The 18,869-nt window shown below is 65.0% G+C and carries 13 protein-coding genes; 8 read left to right on the forward strand and 5 right to left on the reverse strand.

The features are described from left to right. The first annotated feature begins 42 nt into the window (after positions 1-42). From ftsZ to ligA, 5 genes are all read left to right on the forward strand, one after another. Positions 43-1,848, forward strand: coding sequence for a cell division protein FtsZ (ftsZ, locus tag IVB48_RS19280; protein ID WP_027570708.1), 1,806 nt, complete (start codon positions 43-45; stop codon positions 1,846-1,848). Between the two features lie 361 nt (positions 1,849-2,209). Beyond that, positions 2,210-3,172, forward strand: coding sequence for a UDP-3-O-acyl-N-acetylglucosamine deacetylase (gene lpxC / locus IVB48_RS19285; protein ID WP_026232696.1), 963 nt, complete (start codon positions 2,210-2,212; stop codon positions 3,170-3,172). Between the two features lie 292 nt (positions 3,173-3,464). Beyond that, positions 3,465-4,385, forward strand: coding sequence for an outer membrane protein assembly factor BamD (locus IVB48_RS19290; RefSeq protein WP_027570709.1), 921 nt, complete (start codon positions 3,465-3,467; stop codon positions 4,383-4,385). A gap of 13 nt (positions 4,386-4,398) precedes the next feature. Next, positions 4,399-6,072: a DNA repair protein RecN gene (gene recN / locus IVB48_RS19295; protein WP_247401867.1), complete on the forward strand. Its 1,674-nt coding sequence runs from the start codon at positions 4,399-4,401 to the stop codon at positions 6,070-6,072. A 107-nt stretch (positions 6,073-6,179) separates the two neighbouring features. Continuing rightward, complete coding sequence (gene ligA, locus IVB48_RS19300; protein ID WP_247401869.1) at positions 6,180-8,333, forward strand: NAD-dependent DNA ligase LigA; 2,154 nt, start codon at positions 6,180-6,182, stop codon at positions 8,331-8,333. 112 nt (positions 8,334-8,445) lie between these two features. Here the strand turns inward: ligA and IVB48_RS19305 are convergent, their stop codons facing one another. After that, positions 8,446-9,720, reverse strand: a complete 1,275-nt coding sequence (locus IVB48_RS19305) for a multidrug effflux MFS transporter (RefSeq protein WP_247401871.1) — start codon at positions 9,718-9,720, stop codon at positions 8,446-8,448. A 323-nt stretch (positions 9,721-10,043) separates the two neighbouring features. Beyond that, positions 10,044-11,873 carry an aminopeptidase P family protein gene (locus tag IVB48_RS19310; protein WP_247401874.1) on the reverse strand — a complete coding sequence of 610 codons (1,830 nt, stop codon included), beginning with the start codon at positions 11,871-11,873 and terminating at the stop codon, positions 10,044-10,046. A 188-nt stretch (positions 11,874-12,061) separates the two neighbouring features. Here IVB48_RS19310 and IVB48_RS19315 point away from each other — a divergent pair, with 188 nt between their 5' ends. Next, positions 12,062-12,241 carry a hypothetical protein gene (locus tag IVB48_RS19315; protein ID WP_027570714.1) on the forward strand — a complete coding sequence of 60 codons (180 nt, stop codon included), beginning with the start codon at positions 12,062-12,064 and terminating at the stop codon, positions 12,239-12,241. A 24-nt stretch (positions 12,242-12,265) separates the two neighbouring features. Here the strand turns inward: IVB48_RS19315 and IVB48_RS19320 are convergent, their stop codons facing one another. After that, entirely contained in the window at positions 12,266-13,153 is an 888-nt protein-coding gene (locus tag IVB48_RS19320; protein WP_247401877.1) for a 50S ribosomal protein L11 methyltransferase, read from the reverse strand. A gap of 154 nt (positions 13,154-13,307) precedes the next feature. Between IVB48_RS19320 and IVB48_RS19325 the strand changes: the two genes are divergently transcribed. Further along, positions 13,308-13,472, forward strand: a complete 165-nt coding sequence (locus tag IVB48_RS19325) for a Flp family type IVb pilin (RefSeq protein WP_018454254.1) — start codon at positions 13,308-13,310, stop codon at positions 13,470-13,472. 278 nt (positions 13,473-13,750) lie between these two features. Here IVB48_RS19325 and IVB48_RS19330 read toward each other — a convergent pair whose 3' ends face one another. Next, complete coding sequence (locus IVB48_RS19330; RefSeq protein WP_247401880.1) at positions 13,751-15,361, reverse strand: NAD(P)/FAD-dependent oxidoreductase; 1,611 nt, start codon at positions 15,359-15,361, stop codon at positions 13,751-13,753. 175 nt (positions 15,362-15,536) lie between these two features. Between IVB48_RS19330 and IVB48_RS19335 the strand changes: the two genes are divergently transcribed. After that, on the forward strand, positions 15,537-17,816 hold the full coding sequence (locus tag IVB48_RS19335; protein ID WP_247401883.1) for a fused MFS/spermidine synthase: 2,280 nt from the start codon (positions 15,537-15,539) through the stop codon (positions 17,814-17,816). 9 nt (positions 17,817-17,825) lie between these two features. Here IVB48_RS19335 and IVB48_RS19340 read toward each other — a convergent pair whose 3' ends face one another. Then, positions 17,826-18,761: a glycerophosphodiester phosphodiesterase gene (locus IVB48_RS19340; RefSeq protein ID WP_247401885.1), complete on the reverse strand. Its 936-nt coding sequence runs from the start codon at positions 18,759-18,761 to the stop codon at positions 17,826-17,828. Between the last annotated feature and the right edge of the window lie 108 nt (positions 18,762-18,869).

An 18,869-nucleotide genomic window follows, 5' to 3' on the forward strand; every position in this document is an offset into this window, starting at 1 on the left:
CCGGCCGGGGCGAACCCACGCGCGCGTGATCGAGAGGCAAACATGACCATCAGCATCAATGTTCCTGATATTCACGAACTGAAGCCCCGCATCACCGTGTTCGGCGTCGGCGGCGCCGGTGGTAACGCCGTCAACAACATGATCACGGCGGGCCTCCAGGGCGTCGATTTCGTGGTCGCCAACACCGACGCGCAGGCGCTGACGATGTCGAAGGCGCAGCGCATCGTGCAGATGGGCACGGCCGCCACGCAAGGGTTGGGCGCAGGTTCGCAGCCGGTCGTCGGCGCGGCCGCAGCCGAAGAAGTGATGGACGAACTCCGCGACCATCTCTCGGGCGCCAACATGGTGTTCGTCACCGCAGGCATGGGCGGCGGCACCGGCACCGGTGCGGCTCCCGTGATCGCCAAGATCGCGCGCGAGATGGGCATCCTCACCGTCGGCGTCGTGACCAAGCCCTTCCACTTCGAAGGCGGCCGCCGCATGCGCACCGCGGAAGCCGGTATCAACGAGTTGCACAAGGTCGTCGATACGCTGCTGATCATCCCGAACCAGAACCTGTTCCGGGTCGCCAACGAGAAGACCACCTTCGCCGACGCTTTCGCGATGGCCGACCAGGTGCTCTATTCGGGCGTTGCCTGCATCACCGACCTGATGGTCAAGGAAGGCCTGATCAATCTCGACTTCGCCGACGTTCGCGCCGTCATGCGCGAGATGGGCAAGGCGATGATGGGCACGGGCGAAGCCTCCGGCGACAAGCGCGCGCTGACCGCCGCCGAAGCCGCGATCGCCAACCCGCTGATCGACGATAGCTCGATGAAGGGCGCCAAGGGCCTCCTGATCTCCATCACCGGCGGCAAGGATCTCACGCTGTTCGAGGTCGACGAAGCTGCGACCCGCATCCGCGAGGAAGTCGACCAGGACGCCAACATCATCGTCGGCGCCACCTTCGACGAAGCCCTCGACGGCCTGATCCGCGTCTCGGTCGTCGCCACCGGCATCGAGCAGGCCGCGATCGCGCGTAACAGCCAGGCCACCAGCGCTCCCGTGGCGAATCCTGCTCCGCAGGCGCAGCAGGCTCCCGCTGCTCCGGCCGCGGCTGCCGAGAGCCGTCTTGCCGATTTGACCGCACGGCTGCGCGCCGACAATCAGCGCATGGCCGAGCGCGCCCAGAAGTTCGAAGGGCAGACCCCGGCCGCAGGAACGGGCCAATTTGCCGCCGCTCCCACGGCTCCGCGTCCGAACGTGGAGCGCGCTGCGCTTGCCGCCATCGCCGCCGCCGTTGCGGACGTCCCGCAGGCTCCCGCGCCGATGCAGACCTATGGCGACGTCACAGTGCGGCCGATCGCGCAGAAGCCCACGCTGTTCCCCGAGCCCGAGCAGGCGCCGATGGCCATGCATGAGCCGATGACGCCGGAAACCTTCATCCCGCCGCAGGCCGAGCGTGCGCCGGTCCGCACACCGCGGATGCCGCGGATCGAGGAACTTCCGATGCCCGCCCAGGCCGAGCTTCGCCAGGCCCGCGGCGAGGTCGAGGAGGAGACCCCGCAGAAGACCCGGCTGTCGCTGCTACAGCGCCTCGCCAATGTCGGCCTCGGCCGTCGTGACGAGGAGAGCGAGGCGCCGATCGCGGCCCGCACCGCCGGTCCCGCGATGCCGCCGCTGCCCGATCGCCGGCCTCAGAAGACCGTGGCGCAGCAAATCGCTTCCACCGAGCCGGTGTCGGAGTATGCCCGTCGTCCCGCGCCGCAGGGCCTGGACATGCACGGCCGTCCCGCGCCTGTTGCCCCGGCGCCACAGGGAGACGACCATCTTGATATCCCGGCCTTCCTGCGGCGGCAGGCGACCTGAGGATTGTTACAATAAGGCAGACAAAAAAGGGTCCCGGCGGGAAGCTTGCCGGGACCTTTTCTTTTGCCCCGTGCGTATCCGGGTTGCGTCGCCAAGCAACTGATTTTAAATAATTAATTACATATTCGATGGTTCAGTAAAACTACCGAAAACGGTCCCGAACTCCGGTCCAATTTGGTTAAGCCTTGGCGCGAATACGGCGGGTTTGGGGTAACAATCGGTAAAAAAGCGTGAGTTGGCGCTGTTTGAGGCAGTGACTATGGTTTGCCGTGACTTGGGGATACGGATTCGGAAGCGAGCGGTCTGGGCCGCTCAGTCGGGTTCAGTATAAGTCGCAGTGGTCGTAGTGGGGCGGTTCCTGATGAAATTTAGCCGGCAAACAACGCTTCGTGCGCAAGCCAGTGTGGCAGGCGTCGGCGTTCATTCCGGTCTTCCCGTCACGCTCACGCTTGGACCCGCGCCTGTCGACGCGGGCTTTGTTTTTATCCGTACCGGGCTTGAGGGAAGTGACCGCGAAGTTCAGGCCACCGCCGAGCAGGTGATTGCGACCGATTTCGCCACCGTCCTCGGAGATCGCAACGGCCCGCTGGTTTCCACCGCCGAGCATGTGCTTGCTGCGCTGCGGGGCATGGGCGTCGACAACGCCATCATCGAGATCGACGGGCCGGAAGTGCCGATCATGGACGGCAGCGCGGCGGCCTTCGTCGCGGCGATCGACCAGGCCGGCATCGTGACCCAGCCGGCACAGCGCCGCTTCATCCAGGTTTTGAAGCCGATCTCGGTCAAGATCGGCGACTCCTTCGGCGAGATCAGGCCCTATGCCGACGGGTTCCGCGCCGAGGTCGAGATCGACTTCACCAATCCCGTCATCGGCCAGCAGAGCTACGCCTTCGACCTCAACCCGGAGCGTTTCCGCCGCGAAGTCGGTCGGGCCCGGACTTTCGGTCTGATGTGCGACGTCGCACGGCTCTGGAGCGCGGGGTATGCGCTCGGCGCCTCGTTCGACAACACCGTCGTGTTCGACGAGGAGCGGCTGCTCAACACCGAAGGCCTGCGCTACGCCGACGAATGCGCCCGCCACAAGGTGCTGGACGTGATTGGCGACCTCGCGCTGGCTGGTCTGCCGCTGCTTGGTGCCTACCGCTCGGTGCGTGGCGGCCACAAGCTCAACCACGCCGTCCTGACCGCGCTGCTCGCCGACCGTACAGCGTGGCGGGTGGTCGAGGGCGAGGCAGCCCGCCGTACCACGCGTCCGGTGGCTGAAACCGGTCGCGGCATCGTCGGCGGCCGGATCGCCGCGGTCTACGGGCCGGACGTTTCCTGAAGCGAGACCTTTCCTGGAAGCGGACATTTCCTAAAGGAGAGACGGGCCTGAAGAGACCCGTCGCCGCAGGCGTTTGGCGGCGGCTTTCCCCGGGAAACTCCTGGTAACGATGATCGGCTAGGATTGCGGCGCGTTCGCCTTAATCCGGGCGGAATGCCTGCCTATCCGGTTGGTTGAAGATCGTTTTTCGGTTACACCGGCGTGGTCGCACGGCACCACAGCTATATTTCGCGCCCAGGACGGGGTTCATGGGCTGGCGGACACCGCACCACAGGGCGTCAGGGCAATATTCATGTCGGCACAGCGTATGACGCGCGGATATCTCCAAGTCCCGTCTCGAGAAGTCTCGTCCCGAGAAGTCTCGTCTCGTGCCCGTGGGCTGATTCAGGTTGTCGCCCTCTTCGTGCTCGCGCTGCCGCTGGCCGGCTGCGGTACCGGCGCGCTGTGGGACAAGTTCACCGCCAAGGACGACACCTTCGTCGAGGAGCCCGCCGACAAGATCTACAATGAGGGCCTGTACCTCATGAACGAGAAGAAGGACATGAAGGCGGCGAACAAGAAGTTCGAAGAGGTCGACCGCCAGCATCCTTATTCCGACTGGGCCCGCAAATCGTTGCTGATGTCGGCCTACGCGTCCTACCAGGGCGGCGACTATGACAATTGCATCGGCGCGGCCACCCGCTACGTCACGCTGCATCCCGGCAGCCCGGATGCGGCCTACGCGCAATATCTGATCGCCGCCTCGCATTACGACCAGATTCCGGACATCAGCCGCGACCAGACCCGCACCGAGAAGGCGATCGCCTCGCTGGAAGAGGTGGTGCGCAAATATCCGACCTCCGAATACGCGACCTCGGCCAAGGCCAAGATCGAAGGTGCGCGCGACCAACTCGCCGGCAAGGAAATGAACGTTGGCCGCTATTACGCGCAGAAGCGCGATTACACGGCGGCGATCAACCGCTACAAGGCCGTGGTGACGCAGTACCAGACCACCCGCCATGTCGAAGAGGCGCTGTACCGCCTGACCGAGGCCTATATGGCGATCGGGATCGTCGGCGAGGCTCAGACGGCCGCCGCCGTGCTCGGGCATAATTTTCCTGACAGTCGCTGGTACAAGGACGCCTATAATCTTGTAAAATCGGGTGGTCTCGAACCGAGCGAGAATCAGGGGTCCTGGATTAGCAAGACCTTCAAGAAGATGGGTCTCGGCTAGGAAATAGAGTTCCATGCTGGCGCGTCTGTCGATCCGTGACATCGTCCTGATCGAACGGCTCGATATCGAATTCGCGCCGGGCCTCGCGGTTTTGACCGGCGAGACCGGTGCGGGCAAATCCATCCTGCTCGATGCCTTTGCGTTGGCGCTCGGCGGCCGCGGCGATGCCGGCCTCGTGCGCCATGGGGCGGAGCAGGGGCAGGTCACTGCCGTATTCGATATCCCAAAAAACCATCCCGCGGCCAAAATCCTCGCGGAGAACGGGCTGGACGATACCGGCGAGATGATTCTCCGCCGGGTCCAGCTCGCCGACGGCCGCACCCGCGCCTTCATCAACGACCAGGCGATCAGCGTGCAGACGCTGAAGGCGGTCGGGGCTGCCCTGGTCGAGATCCACGGCCAGCACGACGAGCGCGCGCTGGTCGATGCCGCCACCCACCGCCGCCTGCTCGACGCCTTCGCCGGTCTCGAAAAGGACGTTTCGGCGGTCGAAGCGCTCTGGGACGCCCGCCGCACCGCCAACACTGCGCTGGAGGAGCATCGCGCCGGCATGGAGCGCGCTGCGCGCGAAGCCGATTACCTCCGCCACGCCTCCGACGAATTGAAGCAGCTCGCGCCCAAGGACGGCGAGGAGACCTCGCTGGCTTCGAGGCGCACGACCATGATGCAGGGCGAGAAGATCGCCTCCGACCTGCGCGAGGCGCAGGAGGCGGTCGGTGGCCACCATTCGCCGGTCGCCTCGCTGTCGGCGGCCGTGCGCCGGCTGGAGCGTCGCGGCGTCAACTCGCCGGCGCTGGTCGAACCCGCGGTGAGGGCGATCGACATCGCGATCAACGCGCTGGAGGAGGCCGACCAGCATCTCCAGGCGGCGCTTGCGGCAACCGATTTTGATCCCTCGGAGCTCGAACGCATCGAGGAGCGCTTGTTCGCGTTGCGCGCCGCGTCGCGCAAATATTCGACGCCGGTCGACGGGCTCGCCGCGCTTGCTGCAAAATACGCCGCCGACGTCGTTCTGATCGATGCCGGCGCCTCCCGGCTGAAGAAGCTGGAGCAGGCTGCGATCGAGGCCGATGCGCGCTATGCGGCGGCCGCCAAGAAGCTGTCGATGGCGCGGCAGAAATCGGCGGAGAAGCTCAACAAGGCCGTCAATGCCGAGCTCGCGCCGCTCAAGCTCGAACGCGCCAAGTTCATGACCCAGGTCCAGACCGACGAGGCAGCTCCAGGCCCGCAAGGCTTCGACCGCGTCGAGTTCTGGGTGCAGACCAACCCGGGCACCAAGCCGGGGCCGATGATGAAGGTCGCCTCCGGCGGCGAGCTGTCGCGTTTCCTGCTGGCGCTGAAGGTCGTGCTGTCCGACCGCGGCTCGGCGCCGACCTTGGTGTTCGACGAGATCGACACCGGTGTCGGCGGCGCGGTCGCGGACGCGATCGGCGGACGGCTGGCGCGGCTCGCCGGCAAGGTTCAGGTGATGGCCGTAACCCACGCCCCGCAGGTCGCCGCCCGTGCCGACCAGCATCTGCTGATCTCCAAGGACGCGCTGGACAAGGGCAAGCGCGTCGCCACCCGCGTCAATGCACTCGCCGCCGACCACCGCCGCGAGGAGATCGCGCGGATGCTCGCCGGCGCCGAGATCACCGCCGAGGCGAGGGCTGCCGCGGACCGTTTGCTCAAGGCGGCGACGGCTTGATTTCGTGTCCCGGACGCGCGCAAGCGCCGGGGCCCTAAACGTTATGTCCGGGGTACGAAACTGTAACCGCCTTTACCCTCCCGCCCGCTCCATCGTATCCAAGCACCATGGCCAGAGCAGCAAAATCGAAACCAGCACCGCTTCGCGACGTCGCCGACCTCACCAAGGCGCAGGCCAAGGTCGAGCACATGCGGCTCGCGCTCGAGATCGAGGGGCACAACGAGCGCTATTACCAGGACGACGCGCCCACCGTCACCGATGCCGCGTATGACGCGCTGCGCCAGCGCTTCAACACGATCGAGAAGCGCTTTCCGGAATTCGTCAGCGCGGACTCGCCGTCGCAGAAAGTCGGTGCTGCACCGTCAGGCCGCTTCAAGAAGGTGCGGCATTCCGTCCCCATGCTGTCGCTCGACAACGCCTTTGCGGAAGAGGATCTGCGCGACTTCGTCGGCCGCATCGTGCGCTTCCTGAAGCTCGACGACGACAAGATCGATTTCTCCGCCGAGCCGAAGATCGACGGCCTCTCGATGTCGCTGCGCTATGAGGGCGGCGAACTCGTGACGGCGGCGACTCGCGGCGACGGCGCGGTAGGCGAGGACGTCACTGCCAATATCCGCACGCTCGAAGACGTGCCGCAAAAGCTGAAGGGCCGCAACGTGCCCGATATCTGCGAGGTGCGCGGCGAGGTCTACATGACCAAAAAGGCCTTCCTCGCGCTCAACGAGCGGCAGAAGGCGGAAGGCAGCACCATCTTCGCCAATCCGCGCAACTCGGCCGCGGGCTCGCTCCGGCAGAAGGATCCGACCATCACGGCCTCGCGCCCCCTCGGCTTCTTCGCCTATGCCTGGGGCGAGATGAGCGCGATGCCGGAGGGCACGCAGAGCGGCATGATCGGTTGGTTCGAGCGCTGCGGCTTCAAGACCAACCCGCTGACGAAGCTCTGTCACTCCGTCGAGGAGCTGCTGGCGTTTCATCATGCGATCGAGGAGCAGCGCGCAAAGCTCGACTACGACATCGACGGCGTCGTCTACAAGGTCGACCGCATCGACTGGCAGGAACGGCTCGGCTTCGTCTCGCGCACGCCGCGCTGGGCAATCGCGCACAAATTCCCGGCCGAGCGCGCCATGACGGTGTTGCGCGACATCGAGATCCAGGTCGGCCGCACCGGCTCGTTCACGCCGGTGGGCAAGCTCGAGCCGGTCGGCGTCGGCGGCGTGATCGTGCAGAACGTCACGCTGCACAACGAGGACTACATCAAGGGCATCGGCAACAAGGGCGAGGTGCTGCGCGAGGGCCGCGACATCAGGATCGGCGACACCGTCGTGATCCAGCGCGCCGGCGACGTCATCCCGCAGGTGGTCGACGTCGTCCTCGATAAGCGGCCGAAGGCTGCCAGGGAATTCCAGTTTCCGAAGAAGTGCCCGTGCCCATTGCACACCGATGTCACGCGCGAGGAGACGGCGGCGGGCGAAGAGGGCTCACGCGCTCGCTGCACCGGCGAGTTCGCCTGCCCCTACCAGAAGATCGAGCATTTGAAGCTGTTCGTGTCGCGCCGCGCCTTCGACATCGACGGTCTTGGCGAGAAGCAGCTGCAGTACTTCTTCGACGAGGGTTTTGTGAAGGAGCCAGCCGACATCTTCACGCTGGAAAAGCGCAACGCAAAACTCAAGCTCGAGGACATCGAGGGTTACGGCGCAACCTCGGTGCGCAATCTGTTCAGCGCGATCGAGAGCCGTCGGAAGATTGCACTGGAGCGCTTTATCTACGCGCTCGGCATGCGCCATATCGGCGAGACCACGGGGCTGGCGCTGGCACGCGGCTACGGCTCCTGGGACGCCTTCCACGAAGCCAGCCTCAAGGTTGCCAAGGGAGACGAGGAGGCGATGGCCGAGATGGATGCGCTCGACCAGATAGGCGAGACCGTGATCAAGAGCATCGCCGATTATTTCGGCGAGAGCCACAATCGCGGCATCGTCGAGCGGCTCACCAGGGAGGTCGAGATCATCGACGCCGAGAAGCCGAAGAGTAACTCCGCCGTCGCCGGCAAGACCGTGGTGTTCACGGGCTCGCTGGAGAAGATGACGCGCGACGAGGCCAAGGCCACCGCTGAGCGGCTAGGCGCAAAAGTGTCCGGCTCGGTGTCCAAGAAAACCGATCTCGTCGTCGCCGGCCCCGGCGCGGGTTCGAAGCTCGCGGAAGCCAACAAGCATGGCGTCAAGGTACTGACCGAGGACGAGTGGCTGCAGCTGATCGGGGAGTGAGGGCTTCTTTCGTCATTGCGAGCGAAGCGAAGCAATCCAGAATCTTCCCGCGGGTCGCAGTCTGGATTGCTTCGCTTCGCTCGCAATGACGGAGGACGCGGCGTGCCATCCCTCACATCATCCCGCTCTCTTCCTCTTCCGCCTGCTCGATCAGCGTCTCGCTCACCATGACCTCGCGGCGGGGGACGACGAAGATCATCGTGCAGGCGCACAGCAGGGAGATCGCCAGCACTGCGGCGGTGAGCGGCAGCGTGGTCGCGGAATGGCCGCCGAGATAGGCGCCGAATTGCGACATCAGCGCGCCGATGCCCTGCTGGAGAAAGCCCATCGCACCTGATGCGGTGCCGGCGGCCTCGGGACGGACGCTGATGGCGCCGGCGGCCGAGTTCGCCATCACGAAGGCATTGCCGACCATCACGATCATCTGCGTGCCGAACAGCCAGGCGGGTGCCTCGTTCCAGCCGGTGAAACTCCACAGCAGGTTCAACAGGCTGCCGCAAAGCTGGAGCGCGAGGCCGAACCAGATCAACTTCTCCAGCGAGTGCCGCGGCGCGAAGCGCACGCAGAGCAGATTGCCGACGAGATAGGCAAAACCCGTCGTCGCGAACCACGCGCCGTATTCGGCGCTGGTCCTGCCCATCTGCGTCACCACGATATAGGGGCCGCCGCCGGCGAAGGTGAAGATGATCTGCGAGGCCAGCACCTGGCACATCACGTAGCCGACGAAGGCGCGGTTGCGGATCAGGATGCCGACATCGCCGCGAAAGCCGCTGCCGGCGGCGCGGTCTCGGCGCGTCTCGGGCAGCGCGAATGCGATGCCGACGGCGACGATGATCGCGGCGACGGTGATGGCGTAGAAGATCGCGCGCCAGCCGAATGCTGTCTCGATCAGGCCGCCGGTGAGCGGTGAGACCATCTGCCCGATCATCAGCGCCGCGACCACGAGGCTGATCATCGAGGCGACGCGATCGCGCTCGTAGATGTCGCGGATGATGGCGCGGCTCACCACCATGCCGGCGGCGCCGCCCAGCGCCTGGAAGAAGCGCGCGGCGATCAGCTGCGGCAGGGTTTCCGCGAAGATGCAGGCGACGCTGGCGACGACCATCAGCGCCAGGCCTCCAAGCAGCACCGGGCGCCGCCCGAAACGGTCCGACAGCGGGCCCATGATGAGTTGCGATAGCGCGATGCCGACCATGTACAGCGACACCGTCATCTGCGCGACCGAGATGTCGCTGCCAAAGGTCGTCGCCAGCACCGGCAGCGCCGGAACCAGCATGTAAAGCGAGATCGGCGCGATGCCAGTCATGACGACGAGCAGCAGCAACACCACGCGCGAGGTCGCGATGTTTTTCGCCGTTTCCGGCGGCTTGCTTAACATGCCGTGCATGCCTGACCGTCTCAGAGAAATTCGAATCGGACTGTAGCGCTCTCGCGCAAGACGGATATCGGCGTTTTGGAATGCGGCTATACGGATTCCGGGACGGTGATAATGGCGGCGCGATGATGATGATGAATTGGGCGCGTTGCTCGTGCCGCGTGACAGGTGTCATTCCCCGCGGAGGCGGGGAATCCAGTATTCCAGAGGCAGCAGTGATTGAATCGAGAGGCCGCGGCGTACTGGATGCCCCGCCTTCGCGGAGCATGACAGCTGTGGTGGTGAGACAGCCTTGCACAAAACACGTAGTGCCATGCGACGTCGCGACGACGCGCTTACGCCTTCAGCTCCGCCGTGGCCTGGTCCAGCCACGCCTTCGTCGTCTCATCCAGGGCCGGCCGCACCTCGGCCCTGACGCGCGCGTGATAGGCGTTGAGCCAGTCGAGCTCGTCCTTGCTGAGCATGCCGACATCGATCAGCCGGCGGTCGATCGGTGCCAGGGTCAGCGTCTCGAACGCGTTCATCGATTTCTCAGCGCCCTTGATGTCGGCTGCGACCACCAGTTCGAGGTTCTCGATGCGGATGCCGAAGCCGTCGGTCTTGTAGTAGCCGGGCTCGTTGGACAGGATCATGCCTCGCTTCAGCGGCGTGGTGCCGAGCTTCGATATCCGTGCCGGTCCTTCGTGCACCGAGAGATAGCTGCCGACGCCGTGGCCGGTACCATGCTCGAAATCGACGCCGGCGGCCCAGAGATATTGCCGTGCCAGTGTGTCGAGTTGCGCGCCGGTCGCGCCGTCGGGAAAGATCGCGCGGGCGATTGCGATGTGGCCGCGCAGCACACGCGTGAAGCGGTCGCGCATCTCGTCGGTCGGCTCGCCCACGGCCATGGTGCGGGTGACGTCGGTGGTGCCGTCTTCGTATTGCGCACCTGAATCGATCAGCAGCAGATCGCCCGGCACGATCCGCCGGTTGCTCTTGCGGGTGACGCGGTAGTGTACGATGGCGCCATTCGGGCCGGTGCCCGATATGGTCGGGAATGACACGTCCTTGAGCGCGCCGGTGTCGCGGCGGAACGTCTCCAGCGCCTCGACCGCGTCGATCTCGGTGAGCTTGCCGCTTGCCGCCTCGCGATCGATGAAGGCGAGGAAGCGCGCCAGCGCCACCGCGTCGCGCCGGTGCGCCGTTTGCGTGCCCTTGATCTCGGTCGTGTTCTTGACCGCCTTGAGCAGTGCGATCGGATCGCTGCCGCGCACCGGCTTGCCACCGGCACCCGTGATCAGCCGGCTGAGGGCATCGGCCGCGGTCGCATTGTCGAGCGCGATCGATCCACCGCTCTTGGCGAGCGCCATCAGCGTCGGCGCCATCGCATCGGGCTCGCGCACGTCGGCGGACTGCTCGAGATGGTCGCGGGTCAGATTGGAGAGCTTGCGGTGATCGATGAAGATGGTGGGACGGCCGTCCTTCGGCACCAGCGCATAGGACAGTGGCAGCGGCGTATGCGCGACGTCGGCGCCGCGGATGTTGAAGGTCCAGGCCACGGCATGGCTGTCGGACAGCACCAACGCATCGACGCCGAGCTTGCCGATCTCGCTCCTGATCTGTGTCAGCTTCTCGGCTTCAGTCACGCCGGCATGTTGCGTCCCGTGCACCGTGACCGGCGCAATCGGCGGCTGTGGCCGGTCTTGCCAGATCGCATCGACCGGATTGCTGTCGACGGCGACCAGCTCGGCACCGGCCTTGGTGCAGGCGGCGGACAAACGCTCGGCTGCCGCAAAAGTGTGCAGCCACGGATCAAATCCTAGGCGGTCGCCGGCCTTCAGGTGTGCCGACATCCAGCTTTCCGGCGGGGGATCGATCAGAGATTCCACGGCCCAAGCCCTTGAATCGACCTGCTTGGCCGCCTGGATCGTGTAGCGGCCATCGACGAACACCGCGGCCTCGTGCGTCAGCACCACCGCCAGTCCCGCCGAGCCGGTAAAACCGGTCAGCCAGGCCAGACGCTCTTCCGACGGCGGCACATACTCATTCTGCTGCTGGTCGGCGCGTGGAATCACGAAACCGGTCAGCTTGCGGCGGGCGAGTTCTTCACGGAGCGCGGCCAACCGGGCCGTCAATGCGACGCCCGCCTCGGGCTCCTCGAATGTCTGGAAGTGCGCTTCGAACATGGTGGATCACTTTAGGATCATGCGGATCAGTCCGCAATGTAGACGCATTTGAGGTCGTATCTGGCATGGACTGTGCTTGAACAAGTTCCATTCGAATTGAGTGGAGTACAGGATGCGGCAGTTGCGCTTCGTCCGGATAACAGGGAAATTCGAGCAAGTTGTTCATCTCAATGACGAGGGGACACTCGATGCCAGCGTTCACGTTTGAGAAGATTACGCCGCCGGTGCGCCGCGCCCCGGCTGCGGCAACACCGAAGAAACCGCGCGGCCTCATCAACCAGATGATCGACCGTTTCGCCGAACGCCGCGCGAGGCGCGCCTCGCGGGCCGAGCGCGCGATGCGCCCGGACGAGAAGGCGGCAAAGTAGCGGCATCTACAGCAGCACCCGTACTCACCACATCTTCCGCAGCAACAGGCTGCTCCACCCCTCGATCCGCAAGTGCTTCAGAGGCACTAGGCCGCGCGCGCGGTAGGCGGCGATCACGGCGGGGACTTGGGGCGTCAACAGGCCCGAGAGGATGACGCGCCCTCCGGTCGCGAGGTGCCGCGTCAACGGGCCCGCCAATTGCCGTAACGGATTGGCCAGGATGTTGGCCAGCACCAGGTCGAACGGGCTGCATCTCCCGAAATCAGCCGCCGCGAATCCGGTGGCGCGGATCACTCGCACATGGTGACCGACTTCGTTCAACAAGGCGTTCTCGGCTGCCACCTTGACCGAGGCCGGGTCGATGTCGGAGGCCAGCACCGCGCGATGCAGCGCCTTCGCCGCCGCTATCCCGAGCACGCCGGTCCCGGTGCCGAGGTCGAGCACGCGGCCGGGCCGGGTGCTTTTCAGGACATGGTCAAGCAGGAGTAAACAGCCGCGTGTGGTGCCGTGATGGCCGGTGCCGAAGGCGAGAGCCGCCTCGATTTCGATGGCGAGCTTGTTTGGCGCCACGCGGTCGCGGTCATGGCTGCCGTGGACGACGAAGCGCCCGGCCGGCACCGGGACGAGATCTTCCAGGCTCGATTTGACCCAGTCCCTGGCTTCGACGGTGTCGAAGGCCAGCGTGTCCGCGATCTCATTTCCTGCTGAGGTTGCAACGAGTTCGCGCAGCCACGCCCGGTCCGGCGCGTTCGCGAAATGCAGCGCGACGTCCCACTGTCCGTTCGGCTGCTCGAAGGCGGCGACCGCCGCATCGTCCTCGAAGAACATTTCGGTGAGGACGTCGACAATGCGCCTGGCGGCGATCTCGCTGCCGATCGAAAAACTGGCGCGATGGGTGGGGGAAGGCTGCATTCTCAGGGTTCCGTCCGGTTCAATTTTTGGAACTTTTGTTCCAATTTTTTCCAATAACTTGCATTCACGAGGTTAACCCGACCGCAGGTTGTACCACGTAGATTTGCGGGTGTTGGGCAACCCACACAGCTTGAAATGGAATAGGAGGCGAGACTTGAAGCGCATGATTTTGAAGTTCTGGACCGACGATTCAGGTGCAACCGCAATCGAGTACGGCCTGATCGCAGCCGGCATTGCGCTGGCGATCATTACCGTGGTGAACGGCCTGGGCACCACCATGAACGACAAGTTCACTTCGATTAGCAGCTCCTTGAAGTAATTTCCGCCTCCCATTTGCCGGCGGGGCCAATTCTCCATACGACTGCTTTCGAGCCGCGCCCGTCGGGGGAATTGCCCCCTGGCGGGCGAAGTCGTGTTTGGAGATTGGCTTGCACAGAATGCCCACAGGCTTACCCGCTGGTTTTTCCGGGCTTTGTCCACGGATTATCCCGCCGTTCATCCCCGGATTTTCCACCGACTTGTACTGGCTTTGGAGGAGCGTAACCCACCGCGCCTTCACAGCTTTGCCAACAGTCTGTCCACAGCCCATCCACAGGCTTATCCACGGCTTCCGAACAACGACCGGTGATCCCTCAAAATCGCCTGCGCGGCGTTGTGGCCGGGGGCGCCGGTGACGCCGCCGCCGGGATGGGCGCCGGAGCCGCAATGATAGAGGCCCCTCACGGGTCCGCGATAATCGGCATGGCCTAGCATCGGCCGAGCCGAGAACAGCTGGTTCAGCGTCAGCGCGCCGTGGAAGATGTCGCCGCCGAGCAGGCCGAATTGCCGTTCAAGGTCGAGCGGTGACAGGGTCTGGCGGCCGAGCACGCTTGTCGCAAAACCCGGCGCGTATTTGTCCACAGTCGCGATCATGAGGTCGGCGACCTCGTCGCGATGGTCGTCCCACGACTTCCCATCTGGAAGCTCCGGCGCGACGTGCTGGCAGAACAGGCTTGCGACGTGGTGTCCTGCGGGCGCGAGCGTGTCGTCGAGCGTCGAGGGGATCAGCATTTCCACGACGGGCTCTCGGCTCCAGCCGTGCGCGCGGGCATCGAGAAAGGCGCGGTCCATGTAGCCGAGATCAGGGGCCAGGATGATGCCGGAGGTGAGATGATCGCCGTCGCCCGGCAGCGCCGTAAAGGAGGGCAGGCGGTCCAGCGCCACGTTCATGCGGAAGGTGCCGGAGCCGTTCTTCCAGTGCCGGATGCGGTCGAGGAAAGTTTGGGGAAGCGCATCGGCGGAGACCAGCCGCGTATAGAGCAGCTTCGGATTGACGTTGGCCGCGACATATTTCGCGCGGATGGTCGTGCCGTTCTCCAGCGCCACGCCGACCGCGCGGTCGCGCTCGACGATGACCTCGCGCACGCCCGCATCGGTGTCGATCACAACGCCGCGGTCGCGCGCGGCGCGGGCCATGGCTTGCGTGATCGCGCCCATGCCGCCGATGGCGTGACCCCAGACGCCCTTCTTGCCGTTCACCTCGCCGAAGGCGTGATGCAGCATCACATAGGCCGAGCCCGCGGCGTAGGGGCTGGCATAATTGCCGACGATGGCATCGAAGCCGAACAGCGCCTTGACCAGATCATGCTCGAAACGTTCATCCAGCATCTCGCCGGCCGAGCGGGTGAAGAGATCGAGCAGGCTGCGGCTCTGCTCCAGAGACAACCCGCGCAGGATGTTGGCACTCTGGAATGCGTTCACGGCCTCGCGGATCGAGGCCGTGCCGAAGCCATCGAGCAGGTTTGGCGGCGCGCGCAGCACGAATTGCCGGAGCACGTCGGCGATATCTTCCAGCTCGCGCGAAAACCCGTCGAGCGCGTTTGCGTCGCGCGCGCTCAGCCGTGCGACGGATGCCTGCGTCCGCCCCTCGCCAGTGAGGAGATAGCTGCCGTCGGGAGCAGGCAGAAAATTCTGCGCGCGTCGTTCAACGATGCGCAGGCCCTGTTCGGCCAGCTTCAAGTCGCGGACCACTTGCGGATTAAGCAGGCTCACGGTGTAGGCCGCGACCGAATTGCGGAAGCCCGGATGAAACTCCTCCGTGACCGCGGCCCCGCCGACCACCTTGCGGCGCTCGACCACGCGCACGCGCAAGCCGGCCATCGCGAGATAGGCCGCGCAGGTGAGGCCGTTATGGCCAGCGCCGATGATGATGACGTCGGTTTCGATCATGAAGGTGCAAGCTGTTCCACGGTCATTCCGGGACGGTCTGAGCGCCCCGGTTCGGAATGACATCTGTATATGAAGCATTCCCCGCTGCAACATCACGAGAGCCTTTATTGCTCGTTCAGGCGCCTTGTGCTCCATTGCGCGCGCCCGGCGCCCGCCGGGATATGCTGGAGCTTCCATGGATTCGATCGTGCAACCCGCCGCCACGGAGCAGCCGTCCTCGTCACGCAACCGGCTGCTGCTGACGGTCTACACCGCCGCGATCTTCGTCAGCGCGCTGTTGCTGTTCTCGGTGCAGCCGCTGTTCACCAAGATGGTCCTGCCGCGGCTCGGCGGCTCGCCGGCGGTGTGGTCGGTGGCGATGGTGTTCTTCCAGTCGCTGCTGCTGGCGGGCTACGCCTATGCGCATTTGTTGATGCAGGTGAGGAACCGCATCGTTCCCGTGCTGGTGCATCTCCTGCTGCTGATCGCGGCCTTCGCCACGCTGCCGCTCGGCATCGCCTCCGCCTATGGCGATCCGCCCGCTTCGGGCTACGCGATCTGGCTGCTCGGCCTGTTCGTGATCTCGATCGGGCTGCCGTTCTTCGCGCTTGCCGCCAACAATCCGTTGCTGCAGGCCTGGTTCGTCCGCACCGGGCATCCTGCCGGACATGATCCCTATTTCCTCTATGCGTCCTCCAACATCGGCAGCTTCCTCGCCCTGCTGTCCTATCCGTTCCTGCTGGAGCCGATGTTCACGCTGCACACGCAGAACCGGCTCTGGACCGGCGGTTACGGCATTCTGATCCTCCTGATCGCAGCATGTGGCGTGCTGCTGTTGCGCTCGCCGAAGCTGGCCCTGGTCGATGCACGAACCGAGGATTTGAATGCGCCGGCGCCCGGTTTCATGACGCGGCTGCGCTGGATATTCCTCGCCGGGGTGCCGTCCGGCCTGCTCATCGCCGTCACCGCGCACATCTCGACCGACGTTGCGGCCGCGCCGCTGCTGTGGGTGCTGCCGTTGTCGCTGTACCTCTTGACCTGGGTGGTGGTGTTCCAGTCGCGGCCGCTGCTGCCGCACAAATGGATGCTGATGCTGCAGCCGGTCGCGATCGCGGGCGTCGTCTTCCTGCTGGCCTTCGGCGGCGAACAGAACCTGCTGCTGACGCTCGGCGGCCATCAATTGTGCTTCTTCGTCATCGCCATGGCCTGCCACGGCGAATTGGCGCGGACCCGGCCGGCCGCGAAATATCTCACCGGATTCTATGTCGCGCTGTCGTTCGGCGGCATGGTCGGCGGCCTGTTCGCAGGGCTCGTCGCGCCGTTCACATTCTCCTGGATCGCGGAATATCCGATCCTGGTTGCGCTTGCCGCGCTGTGCCGGCCGCCGGCGAACGAGCGGCTGCCGGGCATCGTCAAATGGTACTGGCTGGCGCTTGCCGCGCTGGTCGTCGTGCTCGTTGCGCCCTTTGCCACGACGGGCGCCCTGTCGAGCTGGTTCGAGGATCACCGCGTCTGGCTGGCCGGCGGCGTCGGCGTGCTCGCCGCGCTGCTGGCGCTGGCGGTCAACGCCGGCCGCTGGAAGATATTCGCCACCGTCGCGCTCGCGCTGGCGTTGATCCGGGTTTATCCGGCGGACGAAGGCCGCGTCACCACGGTGCGCAGCTTCTTCGGCGTGCACAAGATCGTGGTGACGCCCGGCGGCTATTTCCATGTGCTGATGCACGGCACCACGATCCACGGCGCCGAGCGTTTCCTCAACAATGACGGCACGCCGGTCACCGGCCGGCCCGAGCCGATCACCTACTATCACAGGGATGGCGGCATCGGTCAGGCCGTCAGCGCGATCCGGGAACGCAAGGGCGCTCCGTTGAAGGTCGCGGCGATCGGCGTCGGATCGGGCACGCTCGCCTGCGCCGCGGAGCCGGGCGAAAGCTGGACCTTCTTCGAGATCGATCAGTCCATGGTCGACGCGGCAAGCGATCCGAAGAATTTCCGCTACATCTCGAGCTGCATGCCGGGCCTGAAGCCGGTGATCGGCGATGCCCGCCTCACCTTCGCGAAGGAGCCGGACGGCGCCTATGATCTCATCATCGTCGACGCCTATTCGTCCGATGCGATCCCGATCCATCTTGCGACCGAAGAGGCGATGAAGATCTACAAGGACAAGCTCGCTCCGCACGGTGCCGTGGTGATGCACGTCTCCAACCGTCACCTCGATCTCGAGACCGTCGTGGTCGGCATCGCCGATGCCAACGATCTCAAGAGCTGGGTCTACAACGAGGATTCGGGGCGCGATGGCGACTACATCTTCTCGACCGACGTCGTCATCTCCGCCCGCGAGGATGCCGACGTCGGCAGGCTCGCATCGTCGAAATCATGGGAGCAGACCGAAGCCGACGACAGGGTGCGGGTCTGGACCGACGATTACTCCAACATTTTGGGCGCGCTGTACCGGCGCTTGCGGGACGGGGAGTAAGGCCCGCTTCTACGGCTCCACCGGCGTCGCCGCGGGCAACGCAATTGCTTTCTCGCCCGCGACCTGTCGCAGCAAATCGGGCCTGTCGGAGATGATCCCGTCGACGCCGATCTCGATCATGCGCGCCATGTCCTCACGCTTGTTGACCGTCCAGACCACGACACGCAGCCCGAGCGCATGGGCCTCCGAGACCAGCGCCGCGGTCACATCGCCGAAATAGGGCGACCAGACCGCGCCGCCCGCAGCCTTGATGGTCCGGGGCAGCGACCCGCCATGATCGGTCGGGCTGAATCCTGCTGTCCAATTGGTCGCCTTGTCGAGCGCCACCGTCTGGCTCGAGCCGCGCTGGAGCGTCAGGTACACCGTCGGCATCTTCGGTGCCCGCTGCTGGACCAGCAGCAGGGTCCGCCAGTCGAACGACTGGATCATGACGCGGTCGGAGAATTTTTCGGCTTCGATCAGGGCGAGCAGCCTGGTGACGAAAGCTTGCGGATCGAGCGTCTCGTCCGGATGGTTCGGATCGATCTTGGTCTCGATGGTGAAGCGCACGCGCGTATTGCCGGATCTGCGCACCAGCGCGAACAGCTCGCTCAAGGTCGGAATGCGGGTCCCGGGCATGGCGCGCTGGTCGGGGAATTGCTTCGCGTAAGGGCTGTCTGGCCGGATCTCGCCGACGTCATAGGTCCTGATATCGGCGAGCCGCAGTTTCACGAACGGCGTGCCGGGGGCCGCGACATAGGCGCCGCTCGCATCCCGCGTGATATCAGGGTTGAGCCCGCGCTCATGCGACACGACGACTTCTCCGTCGGCGGTGATGCCGACGTCGAGCTCCAGCGTGTCCACGCCCATCGACAGCGCATTGGCGAAGGCCGGAAGCGTGTTTTCCGGCAGCAGTGCCCGCCCGCCGCGATGGGCCTCGAGGTCGAAAGCCGAATCAAATGCCATGGCCGGTCCCGCAATGAGAAGTGTCAGTACGGTCAAGATCGTCGCAGCACGTGACGGCATGGCGGCTCGTGGGGCAAGGGTGAAAGGGCCGATATTTCAACGCGTTTT

It is taken from the genome of Bradyrhizobium sp. 76, assembly GCF_023073025.1.
Taxonomy (GTDB): domain Bacteria; phylum Pseudomonadota; class Alphaproteobacteria; order Rhizobiales; family Xanthobacteraceae; genus Bradyrhizobium.